The organism is Cupriavidus sp. 09_S30 (genome assembly GCF_056930435.1).
Map to the genome: position 1 here is coordinate 559,998 of NZ_JBXOWI010000002.1, position 16,130 is coordinate 576,127.

A 16,130-nucleotide genomic window follows, 5' to 3' on the forward strand; every position below is an offset into this window, starting at 1 on the left:
GCAGGCGGATTGCAGTGCAATCCGAAGTCCCTGCTTCGCCCTAGCGCTGATTCCCGCATGGCATGTCCTTCACCTCCCATTTCAATGATTCAGCGGACTAGGCAGCAAGCGATTGCACCGCCACCTCGGCCAGCGAGGCCCCGCGTTGGGCGCGGCGCGTGGACGACCACTGGTCGAGCCGCACCTCTTCGCGGATGTCTGCCAGCACGCTGAGCAGGCGCTCGATGTCTGCGGCGCTAAGTTTGGCATGCAGTGTAAGCCTCATCAATGCCCGATTCTTGGGGGTTGCCGGCGCGCAGAAAACCGAACCGAAAATGCCGCGCGCCTGCAGGGCGTCGCGCAGCACCTTGACCTGCGGCTCGCTGCCCGCTTCCAGGCCGATGATCTGCTCGCTGCCGTTGCTGATGTTGTAGCCCAGCGCGGAGATCGCCGCCCGGGTGGAGCGTGTGATGGCGTGGAGCCTGGCGCGCCGGTCGTCGGCGGCGGCGATGAAGGCGGTGGCCGCCTCGAACCAGGCGATTTCGTGGCGCAGCAGGCCGGAGCTGAAAATGGCGGGCCGGGCTTCGACCGCGAAGAAGTCCTTGAACGCCGTGGAGCAGGCGATGAAGCCGGCGCGGCCGCCGAAGGCCTTGGCCAGCGAGGCCGTGCGGAAGTGCACCCGCGAGGCCAGTCCCAGCGCCGCCACCAGGCCCGCGCCGCCCGGGCCGTGCGTGCCGAGCGAGTGCGATTCGTCGACCACCAGCACGGAGCCGCTCGCCTGCGCGATGTCGGCCAGGTCGGCCAGCGGCGCGACGTTGCCGGTCGTGCTGTACACGGAGTCGACCATGATCACCCCGGGCCCCATGCGTTCGACCTGGCGGCGCAGGTGCTCGGCATCGTTGTGCCGGATGGGTACGGCCTGGGCGCCCGCCGCCGTGATGCCCTCCCACAGCGAGGCGTGGCCGTTCATATCGATGTAGACCGGCACGCCCGGGCCGGCGATGCATTGCACCAGGCCGACGTTGGCCGCCCAGCCGGACTGGGCGATCAGGCCGTCCTCGGCCTGCATCAGCGCGGCCAGCCGGCGTTCGGCGCGGCGCTGCGGCGTGTCGCCGTGCTGGAAGACGTTGGACATCAAGAGTTCGCGCTCGTCCTGCAGCAGCGCGCGCGCCTGGGCCCGCACCAGCGAGCGCTCGCCCAGCAGGCAAAGGTAGTCGTTGCTGTTCAGGTACAGGGCGTCGGCGCCAGGGGTGCGGCCATGCAGCAGGTGGTCGCCGCCCCAGAGCTTGCCCATGCGCTCGTCGAAATGCTGGCGCATGCGCGACTGGATCCACTCGGGCAGTGGCGGTGCTGCCCGCGAAGGAGCGGGTTTGCGCAGGGAGATGATGGTCGCGGCTTGGGTGTGCATGAGCGGTTCCTCGTTTTTTTTGGGGTGGATTGCACAATCTACGGCCCGCGCGAGGTCGCCGGCGATCGCCGCCAGCGCCGCGCCCGGGCGCATGGTGATGCACCGCCACCCGCCAGGCGGGGGTGGCCGGACTTGGCCGGCCGTCGCGTGCCGCGCCCTGGCTACGGCGCGGCGCGCGACGGCTGGCGGTACTCTGAATCCCGCATGCCAGGCCTATCCTGGCGTGCGGCACACACGCCCGCCCCGCTGCACGGCCGGGGCCACGGCTCGCTCAGGGCCTTTGCAGGCCCCGCCGTGGCAGGGGCTCGGACATCACGATCGAGGTGCGCGTCTCGCCATAGCCGTTGATGGTGCCGATGAACTGCTCAAGCTCGGCAATGTCCGGCGCGACAACGCGCAGCAGAAAGGAGTCCGCGCCCGTCACGTGCAGGCACTCCAGCACCTGTGGCGACCTGTTCAGCACGTCGAGCAATTTGCGTTTATTGGGTTGCTGGGCAGTGATGCCGATCACGGCCTGGACGCCGTAGCCCGCGGCAGCCGGCGAGATGTCGGCATGATAGCCGCGGATGATGCCCGTTTCCTCAAGCTTGCGGACCCGCTCGGCCGCCGCCGGGATCGACAGCCCGGCCGCGGCGGCCGCGGTCTTCAGCGGGCAGCGCGCGTCCTCCTGCAGCACGCGCAGCAAGCGCCAGGATTTGTCGTCGATCTCAGGCAGTTTCGGCTTCATGGCGAATCGCCGGAAAATTTTAGGTTAGACCATAGTTTTGCCTAAAAACGCGGGTTTAGGTTGTATAGGGCGCTCGCTAGACTGGGGGCCATGGACATGACGAACGCGATCCTGTTTTCCAAGGCTGCCCTGATCGGGCTGTCGATTGCCGCGCCGGTGGGGCCGATCGGGCTGCTGTGCATCCAGCGCACCCTGGACCACGGGCCGCGCGCAGGGCTGGCGGCAGGGCTGGGGGCGGCGAGCGCGGATGCGCTCTACGGGGCGGCGGGCGCCTGGGGCGTGGCGGCGGTGATCTCTGCGCTGACCGGCGCGAGAATGGCACTCGGCGTGGCCGGGGCAGTATTCCTGCTATGGCTGGCCTGGGCCACCTGGCATAGCGGCGGGGCGAGCCAGGCTGTGGCGCGCCGGCCGGAGGGCGGCCGGCCTGTGCGCGTCTTCGCGACCACGTTCGCGCTGACACTGGCCAATCCGGCCACCATCCTGTCCTTCATCGCCATTTTCTCGGCGCTGGCCGCCGCGGTGGTCGGTGCCTCGCCCGCATGGATGGTGGCGGGCGTCTTCGCCGGATCGGCGGCGTGGTGGCTGGTGCTGGTCGGCTGTGTGGCGCGCCTGCGACACGCGGTAAGCCCGGCGCGCCTGCTGTGGATCCGGCGCGCCTCGGCCCTGGTGCTGGGCGGCTTCGGCGCCGTCCAGCTCGGCGCGCTGGTGCGCGCGCTGGTGGGAAGTTAGGCGGGAGCTTAGGCGGGGCTGCCGGCTTCCAGCTGGCGATGGTACTGCGTGTGGCGGTACAGGCCGTAGAGGCTGGTGGCGGTGAAGCCCAGTTGCTGCACAAACAGGCCGTAGGTGCCGGTCACCAGGGCGAAGGCGCTCCAGACGAGGTTGGAACAGAGATAGGAAATCCAGCCCCAGCGCGAAGCCCTGTTGTGCAGCGCCACCAGCAGCGAGCCGCTCATGGCGAGCGCGCAGCCCGACCATTCGAGGCCGTTGAGCAGATTGGGCAAGACTTGTTGGGCAAGCTCCATGGCATAGGTCTCCAATATTATTTTGTGTTCATATTTTGCATACAAAATGTATGCGGGCGGGGCCGACTGTAGCGCGGATCCGTGGGGCGGCGCAAGCGTTATAAGTACGGTGATGACCGCGGCGCATGGAGTACCATAGAAGCCTCATTCCGACCGGGAGAGCCCATGGCGACGTACAAGGAATTGCTCGAAGAAAGGCAGCGGATCGAAGCCGAACTGGAGTCGGCGCGGCGCAGCGAGGTGGCGGACGTCATCGCGCGCATTCACGAGTTGATGGCCGAATATGAATTGACGGTGGCGGACCTGCTGCCCAAGCGCAAGCGTGGCCGCCCGGCGGGAACGGGCAACGCAGCCAAGGCCGGCACGGCTCTCCCGCCCAAGTACCGCGATCCGAAGACCGGGGCCACCTGGTCCGGCCGTGGCCGAGCACCGGCCTGGCTCGGCAAGAACCGCAAGCGCTTCCTGATCGAAGCCTGAGTCCGATTCCTGAGTCGTTTTGGCGCGCCGCGGCTAGCCGCGGCCGCGTTCGGGGCTGCGTGCCACGATGGAGGCGCCGGCAATGAGTTCCTTGAGCAGCGCCAGCGATGCCGCCCCGCTGGTGCGGTAGGGGTCCAGTTCGCCCTGCACCGAGTACCTCAGCATCGTGGCAATATTGACCTTGCACGCATTCACGCGCCCCATGGCCCAGGGCGCGAAGTCCCTCTGGCAGATTTCCTCATAGTGCAGCAGCACCAGGTCCTGGTGGCGCGCATCGCGCGAGATCGCCTGGTACAGCGCCGACACTGCCTGCCGCTCGCCTTCGAGCGCCTGCAGGAAGATACCGCTGCCGTGGCATAGCACGCCGGTGATGCCGTGGCGTGGATTGTTCTCCAGGCTGGTGGCGATGATGTCGTCGATCGCAGTGGGTGCCAGTGGCTGGCTGGCACGGCTGGCATAGAGCAGGCGCACGAGCATGGCGGGCCTCCCTCAGCTTCGGTTCAGGCCGAGCAGGGTCAGGAATTCGCGGCGCAGGCTGTCGTCCTTCAGGAAGGAGCCGCGCATCACGCTGTTGGTCATCTTGGCGTCGGTGTCGCGCACGCCGCGCCAGTGCATGCAGAAATGCTCGGCTTCCATCACGATGGCGAGCCCGTCCGGATTCATCTTCTCCTGCAGCAGGTCGGCGAGCTGGGCCACCGCCTCCTCCTGGATCTGCGGCCTCAGCATGATCCACTCGGCCAGCCGCGCGTACTTGGACAGCCCGATCAGGTTGGAGTGCTGGTTCGGCATCACGCCCACCCAGAGCTTGCCGATGATGGGACACAGATGGTGGGAGCAGGCGCTGCGCACACGCATCGGCCCCACGATCATCAGCTCGTTGAGCTGCTCGACGTTGGGGAATTCCGTGACGTTGGGCGAGCCCACATAGCGGCCCCCGAAGACTTCACGCAGGTACATCTTGGCCACGCGGCGCGCCGTTTCCCGCGTGTTGTGGTCGCTCTCCACGTCGATCACCAGGCTGCGCAGCAGATCTTCCATGCGCGCCTGGACCTCTTCCTGCAGGGCCTCCAGTTCGCCGGGCTCGATGTAGCGGGCGATGTTGTCGTTAGCGTGGAAGCGTTCCCGCGCCGATTGCAGCCGCGCCCGGATCCGATCGGACACGGGGGGGCCGGGAGCATGGTCCGGATGTGGCGGGGCCGGGTGCTGCTTGCTCATGTCGTTGGCATCCTGGAACGTGGCGGAGAAGCCTGACGCAATGCCATTTGCCACTATATGGCAGCCGCCAGGCGCCCACAAGATGCCCATAAGACGCCAACGAGGCGCCTCCACCCTCAGCGCGCAGCCGCTCCGCCCATGCTCTGCAAGCCGATTGCCGTACCGGCGGTGTCGGTGATGCCGGCCAGTTCCCGGTAGGCGCCGGCCTGCACGCGCTCGGGCAGCGGCACGAACTTGGCCTGGCGCGCCAGTTCGTCGCCGTGCAGGTAGCCCCAGGTCAGGAAGCGCAGCGCCGCCAGCGTGCGCGCGCCGTCGCGGCTGACCGCCGGCACCGCGATGAAGGTGCCCATAGTGATGGGCCACGTGTCATGCCCGCCGCGGTTGACCAAGGGGCTGGCGAAGTCGCCCTTGCGGTTCCAGTCGCTGTTGAGCACGGCCTCGCGGAAGGCGTTGACTTTTGCCGTGATGAACTGGCCGGCGGCATTGCGCAGCTGCACGGCATTCAGGTCGCCGTCCAGCACATAGTTGTAGTCGACATAACCGATCGTGCCCGCGCTTGCGCGCACGGCGCGGACCACCTCGCCGCTGCCCTTGGCCGGCAGGAAGGCGGCCGGCCAATCCAGTGTGGAGCGCGCGCCGTAGCGCGTCTTCCATTCCAGGCTGATCCGGCTCAGGTAGTCGGTGAAGTGATAGGTGGTGCCGGAACTGTCGGCGCGCACCACCGGGCGGATGCGCAGATGCGGCAGCGCCAGGCCCGGGTTGAGCGTGCGGATCTCCGGCGCGTCCCAGCTTTCGATCTTGCCCAGGTAGATGTCGGCCAGCAGCTCGCCGCTGAGACGGAGCTGGCCGGACGGCACGCCGGGCAGGTTGACCACCGGCACCGCGGCCGTCACCACGGTCGGCACCAGCACCAGGCCCTGGCGTCTGGCCTCGTCGGGGGTGAGCGGCACGTCCGAGGCGCCGAAGTCGACCTGGTTCGCGCGGATGCGGCGCATGCCCTCGCCGGAGCCGACCGGGTCATAGCTGAGCTTTTGACCGGATGCGGCCTGGTAGCTGTCGGCCCAGATGCGGTAGACGGGTGCGGCGGCCGTCGAACCGGCGCCGCGGATCTGCGCGTGGGCCGGGATCGTGGCGCACACAGCGGCGCCCAGCGTGATCAGCAGGGCAAGAAGTCGGGGTTTGAACATGGCAGGTGCGTTTCAGTCAGGCCGGCGCCACGCTGTGGCGCCGAAAGCCTAGAGGAAAGCACGTCTGTGAGCAGTCTTCTGTGAATAGTTTGTGACACGCCTCAAGCTGTCGCAAATGCGGGCCGATATGCGCCCATAATGCTTCGGCGTGCGGCATCCTCGCCACAAGCCACGACGCCATCTCGCCAATTCCGATACGCCGCTAGCGGTGTCACCGTGAGGACGGGCAATTGAACCCATTGATCGCGTTTCCCTGCAGCAGTCTTCTTCTTTTGCCCGTTGCCACGGTGCCGCCGCCGCAGGCCATGGTGGAGCGCGGCATGCTGGAGCGGCCGGACGCGGCCGGAGGCGCCCAGGGCGTTCGCGCCCAACGTGTGGCGATCGGCGTGGCGATCGGCACGGCGGGCTCGCAGCCAGTTGCGACAGTCCCGCCGCGCTAGGGCGGCGCGCCTTCCGTCCGGCTGACGGGAGAAAGGCTAGACGAGCACGGCCAATGCCGCCAGCAGCGCCGGCGGCATCACCAGCATGCCCACGCGCAGGAACTGCAGCGTGCCCACGGCATGGCCTTCGCGCCGCAACGCGGTAAGCCACAACAGCGTGGCCAGCGATCCGGTGACAGACAGGTTGGGGCCCAGGTCGATGCCGACCAGCACGGCGCTGGTGAGCGTTTCGGATGCATGCCCGGCGGCCAGCGCCGAGGAGGCGACCAGGCCGGCAGGCAGGTTGTTGACCACGTTGCAGACTAGCGTCACGAGCGAGCCGATGCCCCACAGGCTTATCATGCCGTCGTATCCGGCGGCCGCTTGCACGGCGCGCGCCAGCGCCGCGATGGCGCCGGCCTGCTGCAGTCCGGCCACCAGCACGAACAGGCCGGCCACCAGCGGCAGCACGCTCCAGGGGACCTCGCGCAACGCTGGCAGCAGCAGGGCCGGACGCGAGGCGCAGACCAGCAGCAAGGTGGCGGCGCCGGCGGCGAAGGTCGGCCAGCCCAGCGGGACGCCGTAGTGCGAGGCGGCCAGCAGCCCCAGCCCGGTCAGCGCGATGCCGAGCGCCGTCAGCCGGGCCTGGCGCGACAAGGGGGGCACGGGCACGTCATCCGCGATCGGCTCGCGCAGCGCTTCCCGCTGGGTCCAGTACAGCACGGCGAAGGTCACGGCGATGGCGGCGGCCGATGGCAGTGCGAAACGCGCCAGCCAGCCTGCCAGCGGCGGCATGCGTTCGCCGAACACGACCAGGTTGGCCGGATTGGAGATCGGCAGCACGAAGCTGGCGGCATTGGCGATGAAGGCGCAGGCGTACAAGTGAGGCAGCGGCCGGCGCAGCCTGGCCGCGCGCGCGGCGGCCAGCACGGCCGGTGTCAGCACCACGGCAGTGGCGTCATTCGACATGAAGACTGTGACCAGCGTGCCGAAGCCGTAGACGAGCACAAACAGCCGCTGCGCCGAACCGCGCGCGTGCCGCACGGCGAGCGCCGCCACATGGTCGAACAGGCCCGTCTTGCGTGCCAGTTCGGCGATCAGCATCATGCCGGCGAGGAACAGGTAGACGTCCCAGCCCTGGGCCACCGCCGCGGCGGCGGCGGGCAGGGCCAGCAGGCCGGTGGCGCACAGCACCACGGCGCCAGCCACCGCCCAGAAGGCTTCTGGCAGCCGGAAGGGCCGCAGCAGCACGCCGGCGGTCGCCAGCATGGTCACGCACCAGATCAAGGTGATGCTCGAGAATATGTTTGCCATCCTGTGCCCGGTGCGCGGGATCCTTCTTTATCTTGTTCGCTTGGTTTGTTCGTATTACGCCATCGCTGCCGCCGGCGTCGCCCCTTCACGCGGGCCGCGTCGGCAGCGGCGGGCTATAGCTGGGCTGCCGGCTGCCGTGCCGGCCCGGCAGCCGGCATCGGCAAGGCGACCGTGGTGCCGGCGGTGCGGCCGGCGGGCTGCTCCCCGACACCGCCATTCGCGTTGGCGGGTGCGGCCGTCGGCAATTGTTCCGCCTGCGCGCCGGCCGGTTGGTTGCCGTCCGTGCCGACCGTCCCATCGGCCGCGGCGGCAGGCTGCGGCGGCGGGAAGCCGAGCGAGGCAATGCCGTGGCTGCCGTCGGCGTTCTCCGCGTAGATCCATTCGCCGCCCACGCGCGTCACGTCAACGGGGGCCGTCTGCGCGGACTCTGGCACGCCGGCCAGGCGCCCTTCCATGTAGGCGGCCCAGATCGGCAGCGCCGTGGTGGCGCCGAACTCGTGGCTGCCCAGGCTGCGGTTGTCGTCGAAGCCCATCCAGGCAACCGTGGACACGTCTGCGGCGTAGCCGGCGAACCAGCCATCGATGGCCTCGTTGGTGGTGCCGGTCTTGCCCGCCACGTCTTCGCGGCGCAGATAGTGCCGCACCGCATTGCCGGTGCCGTTGTCGACCACGCTGCGCAACAGGCTGTCCATCACGAAGGCATTGCGCGCGGGGATGACCCGCTGCGGCTCCGGCTCGTCCTGGCCGGCGGCGTACACCACATTGCCCTGGCCGTCGGTGATGCGGTCGATCAGGTAGGGCTCCACGCGGTAACCGGTGTTGGCGAATACGGCATAGGCGGCGGCCAGCCGCAGCGGCGTGGTCGAGCCGGTGCCCAGCGCCATCGGCAGGTAGCGCGGCAGGCGCTTGGGTGAAAAGCCGAAGCGGCTGGCGTAGTCGGCAGCATAGGGGATGCCGATGGTCTGCAGGGTGCGGATGGCAGGCAGGTTGCGCGAGTCGGCCAGCGCCTGGCGCACCGTGATCGGGCCGAGGAAGCGGCCGTCATCGTTGCCCGGCTGCCAGCGCGATCCGGCGTCGAGCGGCGCGTCGTTGATCAGCGTGCCGGGAGACACGCCGCGCTCGAGCGCGGCCGAGTAGATGAAGGGCTTGAAGGTGGACCCGGGCTGGCGCTGGGCCTGGGTCGCGTGGTTGAAGCGGCTGACGCCGAAGTCGGAGCCGCCGACCATGGCTTCGATCGCGCCGGTCTTGGCATCGAGCGACACCAGCGCGGCCTGCGGCACCGGTCCCTTGCCGCCATGACGTCGCGCGTAGCGCTCCAGCCCTGCTTGCACCGCGTCGTAGGCCATCGTCTGGCGCACCGAAGACACCGTCGTGTACACGTTCAGGCCGCGCGTGTAGGCGGCGTCGCCGAAACGCTCATGCGCGAGCTGGCGCGCCAGTTCTGCCACGTATTCAGCGTGCGCGTCGAAGCGCCCGCCCTCGCTGTCGACCACCGCCACGCGCTCGGCCTTGGCCTGGGCGAACTGCGCCGGCGTGATCTTGCCCAGCGCCAGCATGCGGCCCAGCACGTACTCTTGGCGGCGCTTGGCGCGCGGATAGTTGACCGCCGGGTTCATGGTCGACGGTGCCTTGGGCAGCCCCGCGAGCATCGCGGTCTCGGCCAGCGACAGCGAGTCAAGCGGCTTGCCAAAGTAGGCTTGCGCGGCGCTGCCGAAGCCATAGGCATGCTCGCCCAGGTAGACCTGGTTCATGTACAGCTCGAGGATGCGGTCCTTGGACAGCGTGCGGTCGATCTTCCAGGCCAGCAGGATCTCGTACCACTTGCGTGCGAGCGTCTTCTCGCGCGACAGGTAGAAGTTGCGCGCGACCTGCATGGTGATGGTGGACGCACCCTGCGCGTAGCCCTCGCCGATATCGGCCAGCGCCGCCCGCGCGATGCCAGCGAGGTCGACGCCGGCATGCTGGTAGAACTGGTCGTCCTCGGCGGCGAGCAGGGCCTCGGTCATCCGCTTGGGCATGTGCTCGAAGGGGATGAACTCACGGTGCTCGTTGCCAAATTCGCCGATCTGCACGTTATCGCTGGTATAGACGCGCAGCGGCACGTCCGGGCGGTAGTCGCGCAGTGCATCTACGGAGGGGAGTTGCCCAAGGCTGAGAACGGCGGCGAACCCGCCCAGCAGGACGCCGGCCGCAGCCAGCGCCAGGCCGGCGCCAACTGCTTTTGCTGCAATTCGTTTCATGCGCGCATTCTACCGTGCGCTCCGGCCGTCGGTCGTGTGACGCTCACGCCGCATCTGCGCCCAGGCGCGCATGGGCCGTGCCTGGCGCGTCGATCTCGCTTGCCGCGGGCGCGTCGTCCTCATCCGACTCCAGCGCGAACTCGCTGAGGGCCTGCCAGGTTTCGGCCCGCTCGATGATGGTGTAGTGGTTGGTGTCGGGCACCATCTGCCGCGCCACCTTCCCGGGCCAGGCCGCGATCAGGCGCTCCGAGCAATCGTGCGGCACCACGTTGTCGGATTCGGCCAGCAATACCTTGGTGCGCTGCATCACCTTGCCGCAGTGCGCCAGGGAATTGAAATGGTGGCGCATCAGCTGGCGCATCGGCACCAGAGGGAAACGCTTGCGCGCCAGCTCGATCAGCGTGTCGTACGGCGTGATCAGCTGCAGGCTCTCGAAGTCCTGCAGGTCGGCAAGCTGGATCGCCACGCCGGTGCCCAGGCTGCGCCCGACCACATGCACGCGTGTGTGCGGAAAGGCTCGCCGCAGGTGCAGCAGGAACTGGCTGGCATCGGCCACCGCCGAGACTTCGGAGGGCTGGCCGTCGGAATGGCCCAGGCCCCGGTAATCGAAGGTGGCAAAAGCGATGTACGGCGGCAGCCATTTGAGGAATTGCATGGTGTCCAGCACGTCCTCGCCGCGCCCCGGCAGGTAGAACAGCAGGTCGCGCACGGCGCCAGCCGCGATATCTTGGTAGATGTAGCCGCTCAGCATGCCGCCCGGCACCTCGTGCGCATACAGCGACACCCCCTCGGGCAGGGTGCCGCGCGGCGGGCGCCGGCGCGCGTCGAACATCAGGCGGTCCTGGTTCAGCGTCAGGTAGGTCCAATAGAAGGCAAAGCCGCTCGCGGTCAGCAGGGTGGCCGTCAAGGCTGTGCGCACGAGCAGCGGCAAGGAGCGAAGCGGGGCCGTCATGGCGGGATGGTAATGCGGACGTTGGGGGCGGAATCGCTAGTGTAGGCGCTGTGCGGGCGGACATGCCGTGCCTCTCTACCGTGGAGCTTAGGACATAGCCGTCGGCGAAGAGGTGCGACAGCGCACGGCGGATGCGGGCTCATGTGCGCCGCGCCGCAGACCGTGCCATGCCCCCCGGCCGCGGCGTCGCACGCGCGGCTACAGCAGGGGCTCGATCGGCAGCAGGGACAGGAACCAGACGGACAGGCGCTGCCACAGCGTCGTGCCCGGTTCCGTGCTGTGGCGCACCGTCTGGCCATCGGTCTGCTCGGTCCACTGCAGCTTGCCGCTGTCGTCCAGCCGGACCGAATAGGTTTCGGCGGGCATGGCGGTGTCAAACAGCGTTGCCAGGCGCCCGGCCAGCACCGGGCTGTCGATGACGAAGCCCAGCTCGGTATTGAGCCTGGCCGAACGCGGATCGAAATTGAAGGAGCCGACGAAGACCCGCTCGTTATCCACGGCGAAGGTCTTGGCATGCAGGCTGGAACCGGAGCTGCCGGAGCTGCCCTTGCCGGGCTGGCGGCCATCCGTGGCGCCTGCGCCGCTCCCGCCACCGGTGCCGGCCGCGCGGCGCATCTCGTAGAGTTCGACGCCGGCGCGCAGCAGGTCCTTGCGCCGCTTGGCATAGCCCGCGTGCACCACGGCGACGTCGGTGGCTTCCAGCGCATTGGTCAGGATGCGCACGCGCACGCCCTGCCTGGCCAGCGCACCGAAGGCCTCGACGCCCGTGGCGGTGGGCACGAAGTAGGGCGACACCAGTTCCAGGTGCTGTTGCGGCTGGCCGATGATGTCCTTGAGCTGGTGCGGCAGCAGCGTCTCGGGCGCGGCCTTGTCCAGCACCTTGGCCGGATCGTCGCTGACCATGCGCGTCGGGGCCCACTCGAGCGCCAGCTCGCCCTGCACCAGCGCCTGGATGAACGGCAGCTCGCGCAGCGCGCGCATGTAGGCCGCCGCCGCCGGGTCGTGCTCGAGGAGCGAGGCCTGTGCGGCCAGGTCCTGCAGCTGGGCGGCATTGGCAGGCGGCAGCAGCTGGCGCGCCGGGTAGGCGGAGGCGCTTGCCCAGTAGCGGTCGAACTCGCCGGAGACGGCGTCGACGGCGCTGCCGATGGCGAGCACGTCGAGGTCGGCGAACAGCACGTCGTTGGTCGCACCGAAGTACTCGTCGCCGATATTGCGCCCGCCGACGATGGTTGCCTGGTTGTCCGCGGTGAATGACTTGTTGTGCATGCGCCGGTTCAGCCGCGAGAAGTCCGTCAGGTAGCCCAGCATCTTGGGCTTGCGCAGGGGAAACGGGTTGAACAGCCGCACCTCGATGTTCGGATGCGTATCCAGTGCGGCCAGCACCGGGTCCAGGCCATCGGTGCCGTGGTCGTCCAGCAGCAGGCGCACGCGCACGCCGCGCTCGGCGGCGGCGTGCAGGGCCTCCAGCAGCAAGGTGCCGGTCAGGTCGCCGCGCCAGATGTAGTACTGCACGTCCAGCGTGCGCGCGGCGGCGCGCGCCAGCAGGATGCGGGCCGCGAAGGCATCGTGGGCGTTGGCCAGCGGATGGATGCCGCTTTCGCCCGGATGTGCGGCCACCAGCGCGGCGACACCCCGGCCCAGCGGCGTCGCGCGCGCCTGCTCCTGCGGCAGGGCGGTGGATGGCGGCCTGTCTTTCAGCGCAGGCAATGCGCAGCCTCCGAGCAGGATCGCGCACAGGCATGGCAGCACCGATGCCCGGATCCAGGCGGCGAGGGCGGGGCGGAGGGCGGCGCGATGCATGCGATTGGCGTGCTCATGAAGCGGATCGGTAAAATGTCGGATAGGCACGGGGTGTGCGTGATGCCCGGCAGAGTCGCCGGGCCTCGCGGAACCTGGCTAAGGATAGCGCAAGGGAAAGCGCGGTGGGCGCCGCATGGCCGTGTGGCGGGCACATGCAGGGCGCCCGCCTGCCGAGGCTTGATGTGTCCTGTACGATGGTCGATGTATCGCACGATGCGGCCCGCTGGCCGCGCAATGGAGTGAACGGGATGGAAGAGCAGAACGCAGCCCAGGCACGGGCGGAAGAAGCGCAGGCGATGGAGCGCGTGGTCAGCGCAACGCGGCAGGTGCAGGTGGCATTCAACGCGCTGCAATCGCAGTTTCCGCCGGATGGCAGCGGCAAGCCCTCGAAACTGGCCCTGCAGACCTTCGACGCGGCCCTGCAGACGCTCGAGGACGCACAGCAGAACTTCGACGAGATCCTCAACGACCTGCTCGACGGCAAACGCTGAGGGCTGTGCTGAAAGGGCGGCCCCGCCTCGCCGCAGGGCCGCTGCTTTCCGCGAAGAGGACTAGGCTGACATCTTCATCACCACGCGGCCCTCGATCTGGCCGGCGCGCATGCGCTGGAAGATATCGTTGATCTGCTCCAGCGGCGCGGTCGACACGGTGGCCTTGACCGCACCGTGCGCGGCGAATTCCAGCGCCTCCTGCAGGTCGCTGCGCGTGCCGACGATGGAGCCGCGGATAGTGATGCCCTTGAGCACCACGTCGAAGATCGGCGTGGCGAAGTCCCCCGGCGGCAGCCCGTTCAGCGCAATGGTGCCGCCGCGCCGGACCACGCCTATGGCCTGTGAGAAGGCCTGCGGCGACACCGCAGTCACCAGCGCGCCGTGCGCCCCGCCGATGGCCTTCTGCAGGAAGGCGGCGGGATCCACGTTGCGCGCGTTGACCGTCACCTCGGCACCGAGTCTCTCGGCCAGCTTGAGCTTTTCATCATCGATGTCGATCGCCGCCACGCGCAGTCCCATCGCGCGCGCATATTGCACCGCCACGTGGCCCAGGCCGCCGATGCCCGAGATCGCCATCCACTGGCCGGGGCGCGTGTCGGTGACCTTCAGTCCCTTGTAGACGGTCACGCCCGCGCACAGGATGGGCGCAATCTCGACGAAATCCACGCTGTCGGGCAGCAGGCCCACGTAGTTGGGGTCGGCCACCACGTACTCGCCATAGCCGCCGTTGACCGAATAGCCGGTATTGAGCTGCTTCTCGCACAGCGTTTCCCAGCCTTGCAGGCAGTGCTCGCAATAGCCGCAGGCGCTGTACAGCCAGGGCACGCCGACTCTGTCGCCTTCCTTGACGCGCGTCACGCCGGCACCCACCGCCGAGACGTAGCCGACGCCCTCGTGGCCCGGGATGAAGGGTAGCGTAGGCTTGACCGGCCAGTCGCCCTGCGCGGCGTGCAGGTCGGTGTGGCAGACGCCCGAGGCCTCGATCTTCACCTGGATCTGCCCGCGCGCCGGCTCCGGCACCGGCACCTCATCGATTTCGAGCGGCGCGCCGAACTGGCGCACCACAGCGGCCTTCATCATCGCTGTCATGTCGACTCCTCATAGCAAGGGCAAAAGGGCCGGGGCGCGGCAGTACAGGCCGCCGCCGCCGGGATCAGTCGATGATGGCACGCCCTTGCCGCAGGGACTTGCGCTGGATCAAGCGGGCGGGGATCCGCGCTATGGCGGCGGAGCGCGGCCAGGACCGTCCCGCGCGGGACGCGTGGGCGGCAGGCGGGATCAGCGCGGCTGGAAGGCGATGATGGCCATCCCCGTCAAGGCGACGGCGGCGCCGGCGAGGTCCCAAGGGTTGGGGCGAATGCCGTCCACCAGCCACAGCCACAGGATGGCCACAGCGATGTAAACGCCGCCGTAGGCGGCGTAGACGCGGCCCGATGCGGCGGGGTGCAGCGTTAGCAGCCAGGCGAAGGCCGCCAGCGCCAGCGCGCCGGGCACCAGAACCCACGCAGTGGCGCCCTGGCGCAGCCACAGCCATGGCAGGTAACAGCCGACGATCTCGGCGAAGGCGGTCAGCAGGTAGAGCAGGGCGGTCTTCACGGCGTGTCCTTCGCTCCATCCGCTCTATGCGCCCCATCGGCACCGGCAGCCGCGAGGGATCGGCCGGCCAGCGGGAAGGCCGTGCCGGCCGCCAGCGACGCGTCTTCATGCTGGCGCTGGGAGGCGGCATAGGCCGCCACGCCCGCGTTCTGGTAGATGGCGTTCGCCTGTTCGAGGTCGAACAGCGCGCGCGAGGAAATGCCGATGACGAGCTTGTCGTTGAGATCGTAGGCCATGGCCCAGCAGTATACGGGTAAGCCCGGGCCCGGCCTTGCCCGCCTCAGGCGCCCAGCACCTCGTTGCAGACTTCCAGCCAGGCACGTGCGGCGTGGGAGAGGTAGCGCTCGGGCTGCCAGATATGGGCCAGCGCCCAGTCCACGTTGGGCTCGACCAGGCGCGCCACCGCCAGGTGGTCCTGGATATGCAGCTTGGCCAGCAGCGGCCGCGGCAGGAAGGTGGTGCCGAGGCCGGCGGCGGCCATCGAGGCGAGGAAGTCCCAGTGCCCGCTCTGCGCCACGATGCGCGGTTCGATGCGCGCGTCCAGGAAGGCCGAGCGCATCTTGCGCGTCAGCGAGAAATCGTCGTTGAGCAGCACCAGCGGCTCGTCGCGCAGGGCCTCCAGCGTGACGGTCTTGCTCTTGGCCCAGCTGGCCTTGCGCGGCCCGGCCACCCAGATCGGATAACTGGCGAACTGGCGCGAGGCGAGGGCCAGGCCGCTGTCGCCGGGCAGCACCGTGGCCCCCACTTCCAGCTCGCCGCTGGCGATCTGCTGCTCCACCAGGTGGCCGCCGTGTTCGGCCAGGCGCAGTTCCAGGTTGGGGTAGCGCTGGCGGAACTCGCTGACCGCGGGCGAGAAGAAGAGGTTGGCCATCGGCGGGATGCCTACCGTCAACTGGCCGCGCCCGAGCGAGGACAGGTCCGCCACCTCGAGCTGCAGCCTGTGCACCACGCCCAGCGCTTCCTGGCCGCGTTCATAGACCACGCGGCCCACATCGGTCAGCCTGACCTGCTTGCCCTCGCGGATCAGCAGCGGCTGGCCGACCTCATCCTCGAGCTGGCGCACCATCTTGCTGATGGTGGATTGGGTGACGAACAGGGAGGCGGCGGCCTGCGTGAAGCTCTTGAGCCGCGCGGTTTCGACGAAATAGCGCAGGGCGCGGATATCCATGGGCACGGGACACCACCTTTGTATGAAAAAAACGAATGCGATGTGTAATTTTAAATCATTCTGAGAATGTCGGGTATTTGGCTACACTTCGCTTCTGCCGGTGCCGCCTCCCGATTGCGGCGGGACCGCCGTCCT

At 68.7% G+C, this 16,130-nt stretch carries 18 protein-coding genes; 4 read left to right on the top strand and 14 right to left on the bottom strand.

The window, feature by feature from the left end; translation table 11 throughout:
• Nucleotides 1-97 precede the first annotated feature (97 nt).
• Entirely contained in the window at nt 98-1,387 is a 1,290-nt protein-coding gene (cqsA, locus tag AC1Z3O_RS22675) for an alpha-hydroxyketone-type quorum-sensing autoinducer synthase (protein ID WP_483518127.1), read from the bottom strand.
• A 271-nt stretch (nt 1,388-1,658) separates the two neighbouring features.
• Nucleotides 1,659-2,114 carry an Lrp/AsnC family transcriptional regulator gene (locus AC1Z3O_RS22680; protein ID WP_483518128.1) on the bottom strand — a complete coding sequence of 152 codons (456 nt, stop codon included), beginning with the start codon at nt 2,112-2,114 and terminating at the stop codon, nt 1,659-1,661.
• A 96-nt stretch (nt 2,115-2,210) separates the two neighbouring features.
• On the opposite strand from AC1Z3O_RS22680, the gene AC1Z3O_RS22685 reads away from it, so the two are divergent.
• Entirely contained in the window at nt 2,211-2,843 is a 633-nt protein-coding gene (locus tag AC1Z3O_RS22685) for a LysE family translocator (protein WP_483518129.1), read from the top strand.
• Between the two features lie 8 nt (nt 2,844-2,851).
• Here the strand turns inward: AC1Z3O_RS22685 and AC1Z3O_RS22690 are convergent, their stop codons facing one another.
• Nucleotides 2,852-3,136, bottom strand: a complete 285-nt coding sequence (locus tag AC1Z3O_RS22690) for a nicotinamide mononucleotide transporter (protein ID WP_483518130.1) — start codon at nt 3,134-3,136, stop codon at nt 2,852-2,854.
• A 165-nt stretch (nt 3,137-3,301) separates the two neighbouring features.
• On the opposite strand from AC1Z3O_RS22690, the gene AC1Z3O_RS22695 reads away from it, so the two are divergent.
• Nucleotides 3,302-3,613, top strand: coding sequence for an H-NS histone family protein (locus tag AC1Z3O_RS22695; RefSeq protein ID WP_483518131.1), 312 nt, complete (start codon nt 3,302-3,304; stop codon nt 3,611-3,613).
• A 33-nt stretch (nt 3,614-3,646) separates the two neighbouring features.
• On the opposite strand, the gene AC1Z3O_RS22700 is transcribed toward AC1Z3O_RS22695, so the two are convergent.
• The 3 genes from AC1Z3O_RS22700 to pstS form a co-directional block, all read right to left on the bottom strand.
• Nucleotides 3,647-4,090, bottom strand: coding sequence for a BLUF domain-containing protein (locus AC1Z3O_RS22700; protein WP_483518132.1), 444 nt, complete (start codon nt 4,088-4,090; stop codon nt 3,647-3,649).
• A gap of 12 nt (nt 4,091-4,102) precedes the next feature.
• Nucleotides 4,103-4,828: a GTP cyclohydrolase I gene (folE, locus tag AC1Z3O_RS22705; RefSeq protein WP_483518133.1), complete on the bottom strand. Its 726-nt coding sequence runs from the start codon at nt 4,826-4,828 to the stop codon at nt 4,103-4,105.
• Between the two features lie 116 nt (nt 4,829-4,944).
• Nucleotides 4,945-6,015 carry a phosphate ABC transporter substrate-binding protein PstS gene (pstS, locus tag AC1Z3O_RS22710; protein ID WP_483518134.1) on the bottom strand — a complete coding sequence of 357 codons (1,071 nt, stop codon included), beginning with the start codon at nt 6,013-6,015 and terminating at the stop codon, nt 4,945-4,947.
• Between the two features lie 230 nt (nt 6,016-6,245).
• Here pstS and AC1Z3O_RS22715 point away from each other — a divergent pair, with 230 nt between their 5' ends.
• Nucleotides 6,246-6,455, top strand: coding sequence for a hypothetical protein (locus AC1Z3O_RS22715; RefSeq protein ID WP_483518135.1), 210 nt, complete (start codon nt 6,246-6,248; stop codon nt 6,453-6,455).
• 36 nt (nt 6,456-6,491) lie between these two features.
• Here AC1Z3O_RS22715 and AC1Z3O_RS22720 read toward each other — a convergent pair whose 3' ends face one another.
• The 4 genes from AC1Z3O_RS22720 to AC1Z3O_RS22735 all read right to left on the bottom strand — a co-directional run bounded on the left by AC1Z3O_RS22720 (nt 6,492) and on the right by AC1Z3O_RS22735 (nt 12,740).
• Nucleotides 6,492-7,748 (bottom strand): arsenic transporter, encoded by a 1,257-nt coding sequence (locus AC1Z3O_RS22720; protein ID WP_483518136.1) that lies wholly within the window; start codon nt 7,746-7,748, stop codon nt 6,492-6,494.
• A gap of 113 nt (nt 7,749-7,861) precedes the next feature.
• Nucleotides 7,862-9,988, bottom strand: coding sequence for a penicillin-binding protein 1A (locus tag AC1Z3O_RS22725; RefSeq protein WP_483518137.1), 2,127 nt, complete (start codon nt 9,986-9,988; stop codon nt 7,862-7,864).
• 43 nt (nt 9,989-10,031) lie between these two features.
• Entirely contained in the window at nt 10,032-10,940 is a 909-nt protein-coding gene (locus tag AC1Z3O_RS22730) for an alpha/beta hydrolase (RefSeq protein WP_483518138.1), read from the bottom strand.
• A 198-nt stretch (nt 10,941-11,138) separates the two neighbouring features.
• Nucleotides 11,139-12,740, bottom strand: a complete 1,602-nt coding sequence (locus tag AC1Z3O_RS22735) for a phospholipase D family protein (RefSeq protein WP_483518139.1) — start codon at nt 12,738-12,740, stop codon at nt 11,139-11,141.
• 248 nt (nt 12,741-12,988) lie between these two features.
• Between AC1Z3O_RS22735 and AC1Z3O_RS22740 the strand changes: the two genes are divergently transcribed.
• On the top strand, nt 12,989-13,231 hold the full coding sequence (locus tag AC1Z3O_RS22740; RefSeq protein ID WP_483521918.1) for a hypothetical protein: 243 nt from the start codon (nt 12,989-12,991) through the stop codon (nt 13,229-13,231).
• 60 nt (nt 13,232-13,291) lie between these two features.
• Here the strand turns inward: AC1Z3O_RS22740 and adhP are convergent, their stop codons facing one another.
• The 4 genes from adhP to AC1Z3O_RS22760 all read right to left on the bottom strand — a co-directional run bounded on the left by adhP (nt 13,292) and on the right by AC1Z3O_RS22760 (nt 16,001).
• The gene (adhP, locus tag AC1Z3O_RS22745) at nt 13,292-14,320 is read right to left on the bottom strand and encodes an alcohol dehydrogenase AdhP (RefSeq protein ID WP_483518140.1); all 1,029 of its coding nucleotides are present in this window, start codon (nt 14,318-14,320) and stop codon (nt 13,292-13,294) included.
• A gap of 189 nt (nt 14,321-14,509) precedes the next feature.
• A complete protein-coding gene (locus AC1Z3O_RS22750; RefSeq protein WP_483518141.1) occupies nt 14,510-14,827 on the bottom strand; it encodes a YnfA family protein in 318 nt (105 codons plus the stop codon).
• Nucleotides 14,824-15,063 carry a 5'-nucleotidase gene (locus tag AC1Z3O_RS22755; RefSeq protein ID WP_483518142.1) on the bottom strand — a complete coding sequence of 80 codons (240 nt, stop codon included), beginning with the start codon at nt 15,061-15,063 and terminating at the stop codon, nt 14,824-14,826. The genes AC1Z3O_RS22750 and AC1Z3O_RS22755 overlap by 4 nt, the downstream gene beginning before the upstream one ends.
• A 44-nt stretch (nt 15,064-15,107) precedes the next feature.
• The gene (locus AC1Z3O_RS22760; RefSeq protein ID WP_483518143.1) at nt 15,108-16,001 is read right to left on the bottom strand and encodes a LysR substrate-binding domain-containing protein; all 894 of its coding nucleotides are present in this window, start codon (nt 15,999-16,001) and stop codon (nt 15,108-15,110) included.
• Nucleotides 16,002-16,130 lie beyond the last annotated feature (129 nt).

Coding starts and splice junctions, on each gene's coding strand:
- cqsA (WP_483518127.1), bottom strand. CDS start 1,387: ATGCACACCCAAGCCGCGACCATCATCTCCCTGCGCAAACCCGCTCCT.
- AC1Z3O_RS22680 (WP_483518128.1), bottom strand. CDS start 2,114: ATGAAGCCGAAACTGCCTGAGATCGACGACAAATCCTGGCGCTTGCTG.
- AC1Z3O_RS22685 (WP_483518129.1), top strand. CDS start 2,211: ATGACGAACGCGATCCTGTTTTCCAAGGCTGCCCTGATCGGGCTGTCG.
- AC1Z3O_RS22690 (WP_483518130.1), bottom strand. CDS start 3,136: ATGGAGCTTGCCCAACAAGTCTTGCCCAATCTGCTCAACGGCCTCGAA.
- AC1Z3O_RS22695 (WP_483518131.1), top strand. CDS start 3,302: ATGGCGACGTACAAGGAATTGCTCGAAGAAAGGCAGCGGATCGAAGCC.
- AC1Z3O_RS22700 (WP_483518132.1), bottom strand. CDS start 4,090: ATGCTCGTGCGCCTGCTCTATGCCAGCCGTGCCAGCCAGCCACTGGCA.
- folE (WP_483518133.1), bottom strand. CDS start 4,828: ATGAGCAAGCAGCACCCGGCCCCGCCACATCCGGACCATGCTCCCGGC.
- pstS (WP_483518134.1), bottom strand. CDS start 6,015: ATGTTCAAACCCCGACTTCTTGCCCTGCTGATCACGCTGGGCGCCGCT.
- AC1Z3O_RS22720 (WP_483518136.1), bottom strand. CDS start 7,748: ATGGCAAACATATTCTCGAGCATCACCTTGATCTGGTGCGTGACCATG.
- AC1Z3O_RS22725 (WP_483518137.1), bottom strand. CDS start 9,988: ATGAAACGAATTGCAGCAAAAGCAGTTGGCGCCGGCCTGGCGCTGGCT.
- AC1Z3O_RS22730 (WP_483518138.1), bottom strand. CDS start 10,940: ATGACGGCCCCGCTTCGCTCCTTGCCGCTGCTCGTGCGCACAGCCTTG.
- AC1Z3O_RS22735 (WP_483518139.1), bottom strand. CDS start 12,740: ATGCATCGCGCCGCCCTCCGCCCCGCCCTCGCCGCCTGGATCCGGGCA.
- AC1Z3O_RS22740 (WP_483521918.1), top strand. CDS start 12,989: ATGGAAGAGCAGAACGCAGCCCAGGCACGGGCGGAAGAAGCGCAGGCG.
- adhP (WP_483518140.1), bottom strand. CDS start 14,320: ATGACAGCGATGATGAAGGCCGCTGTGGTGCGCCAGTTCGGCGCGCCG.
- AC1Z3O_RS22755 (WP_483518142.1), bottom strand. CDS start 15,063: ATGGCCTACGATCTCAACGACAAGCTCGTCATCGGCATTTCCTCGCGC.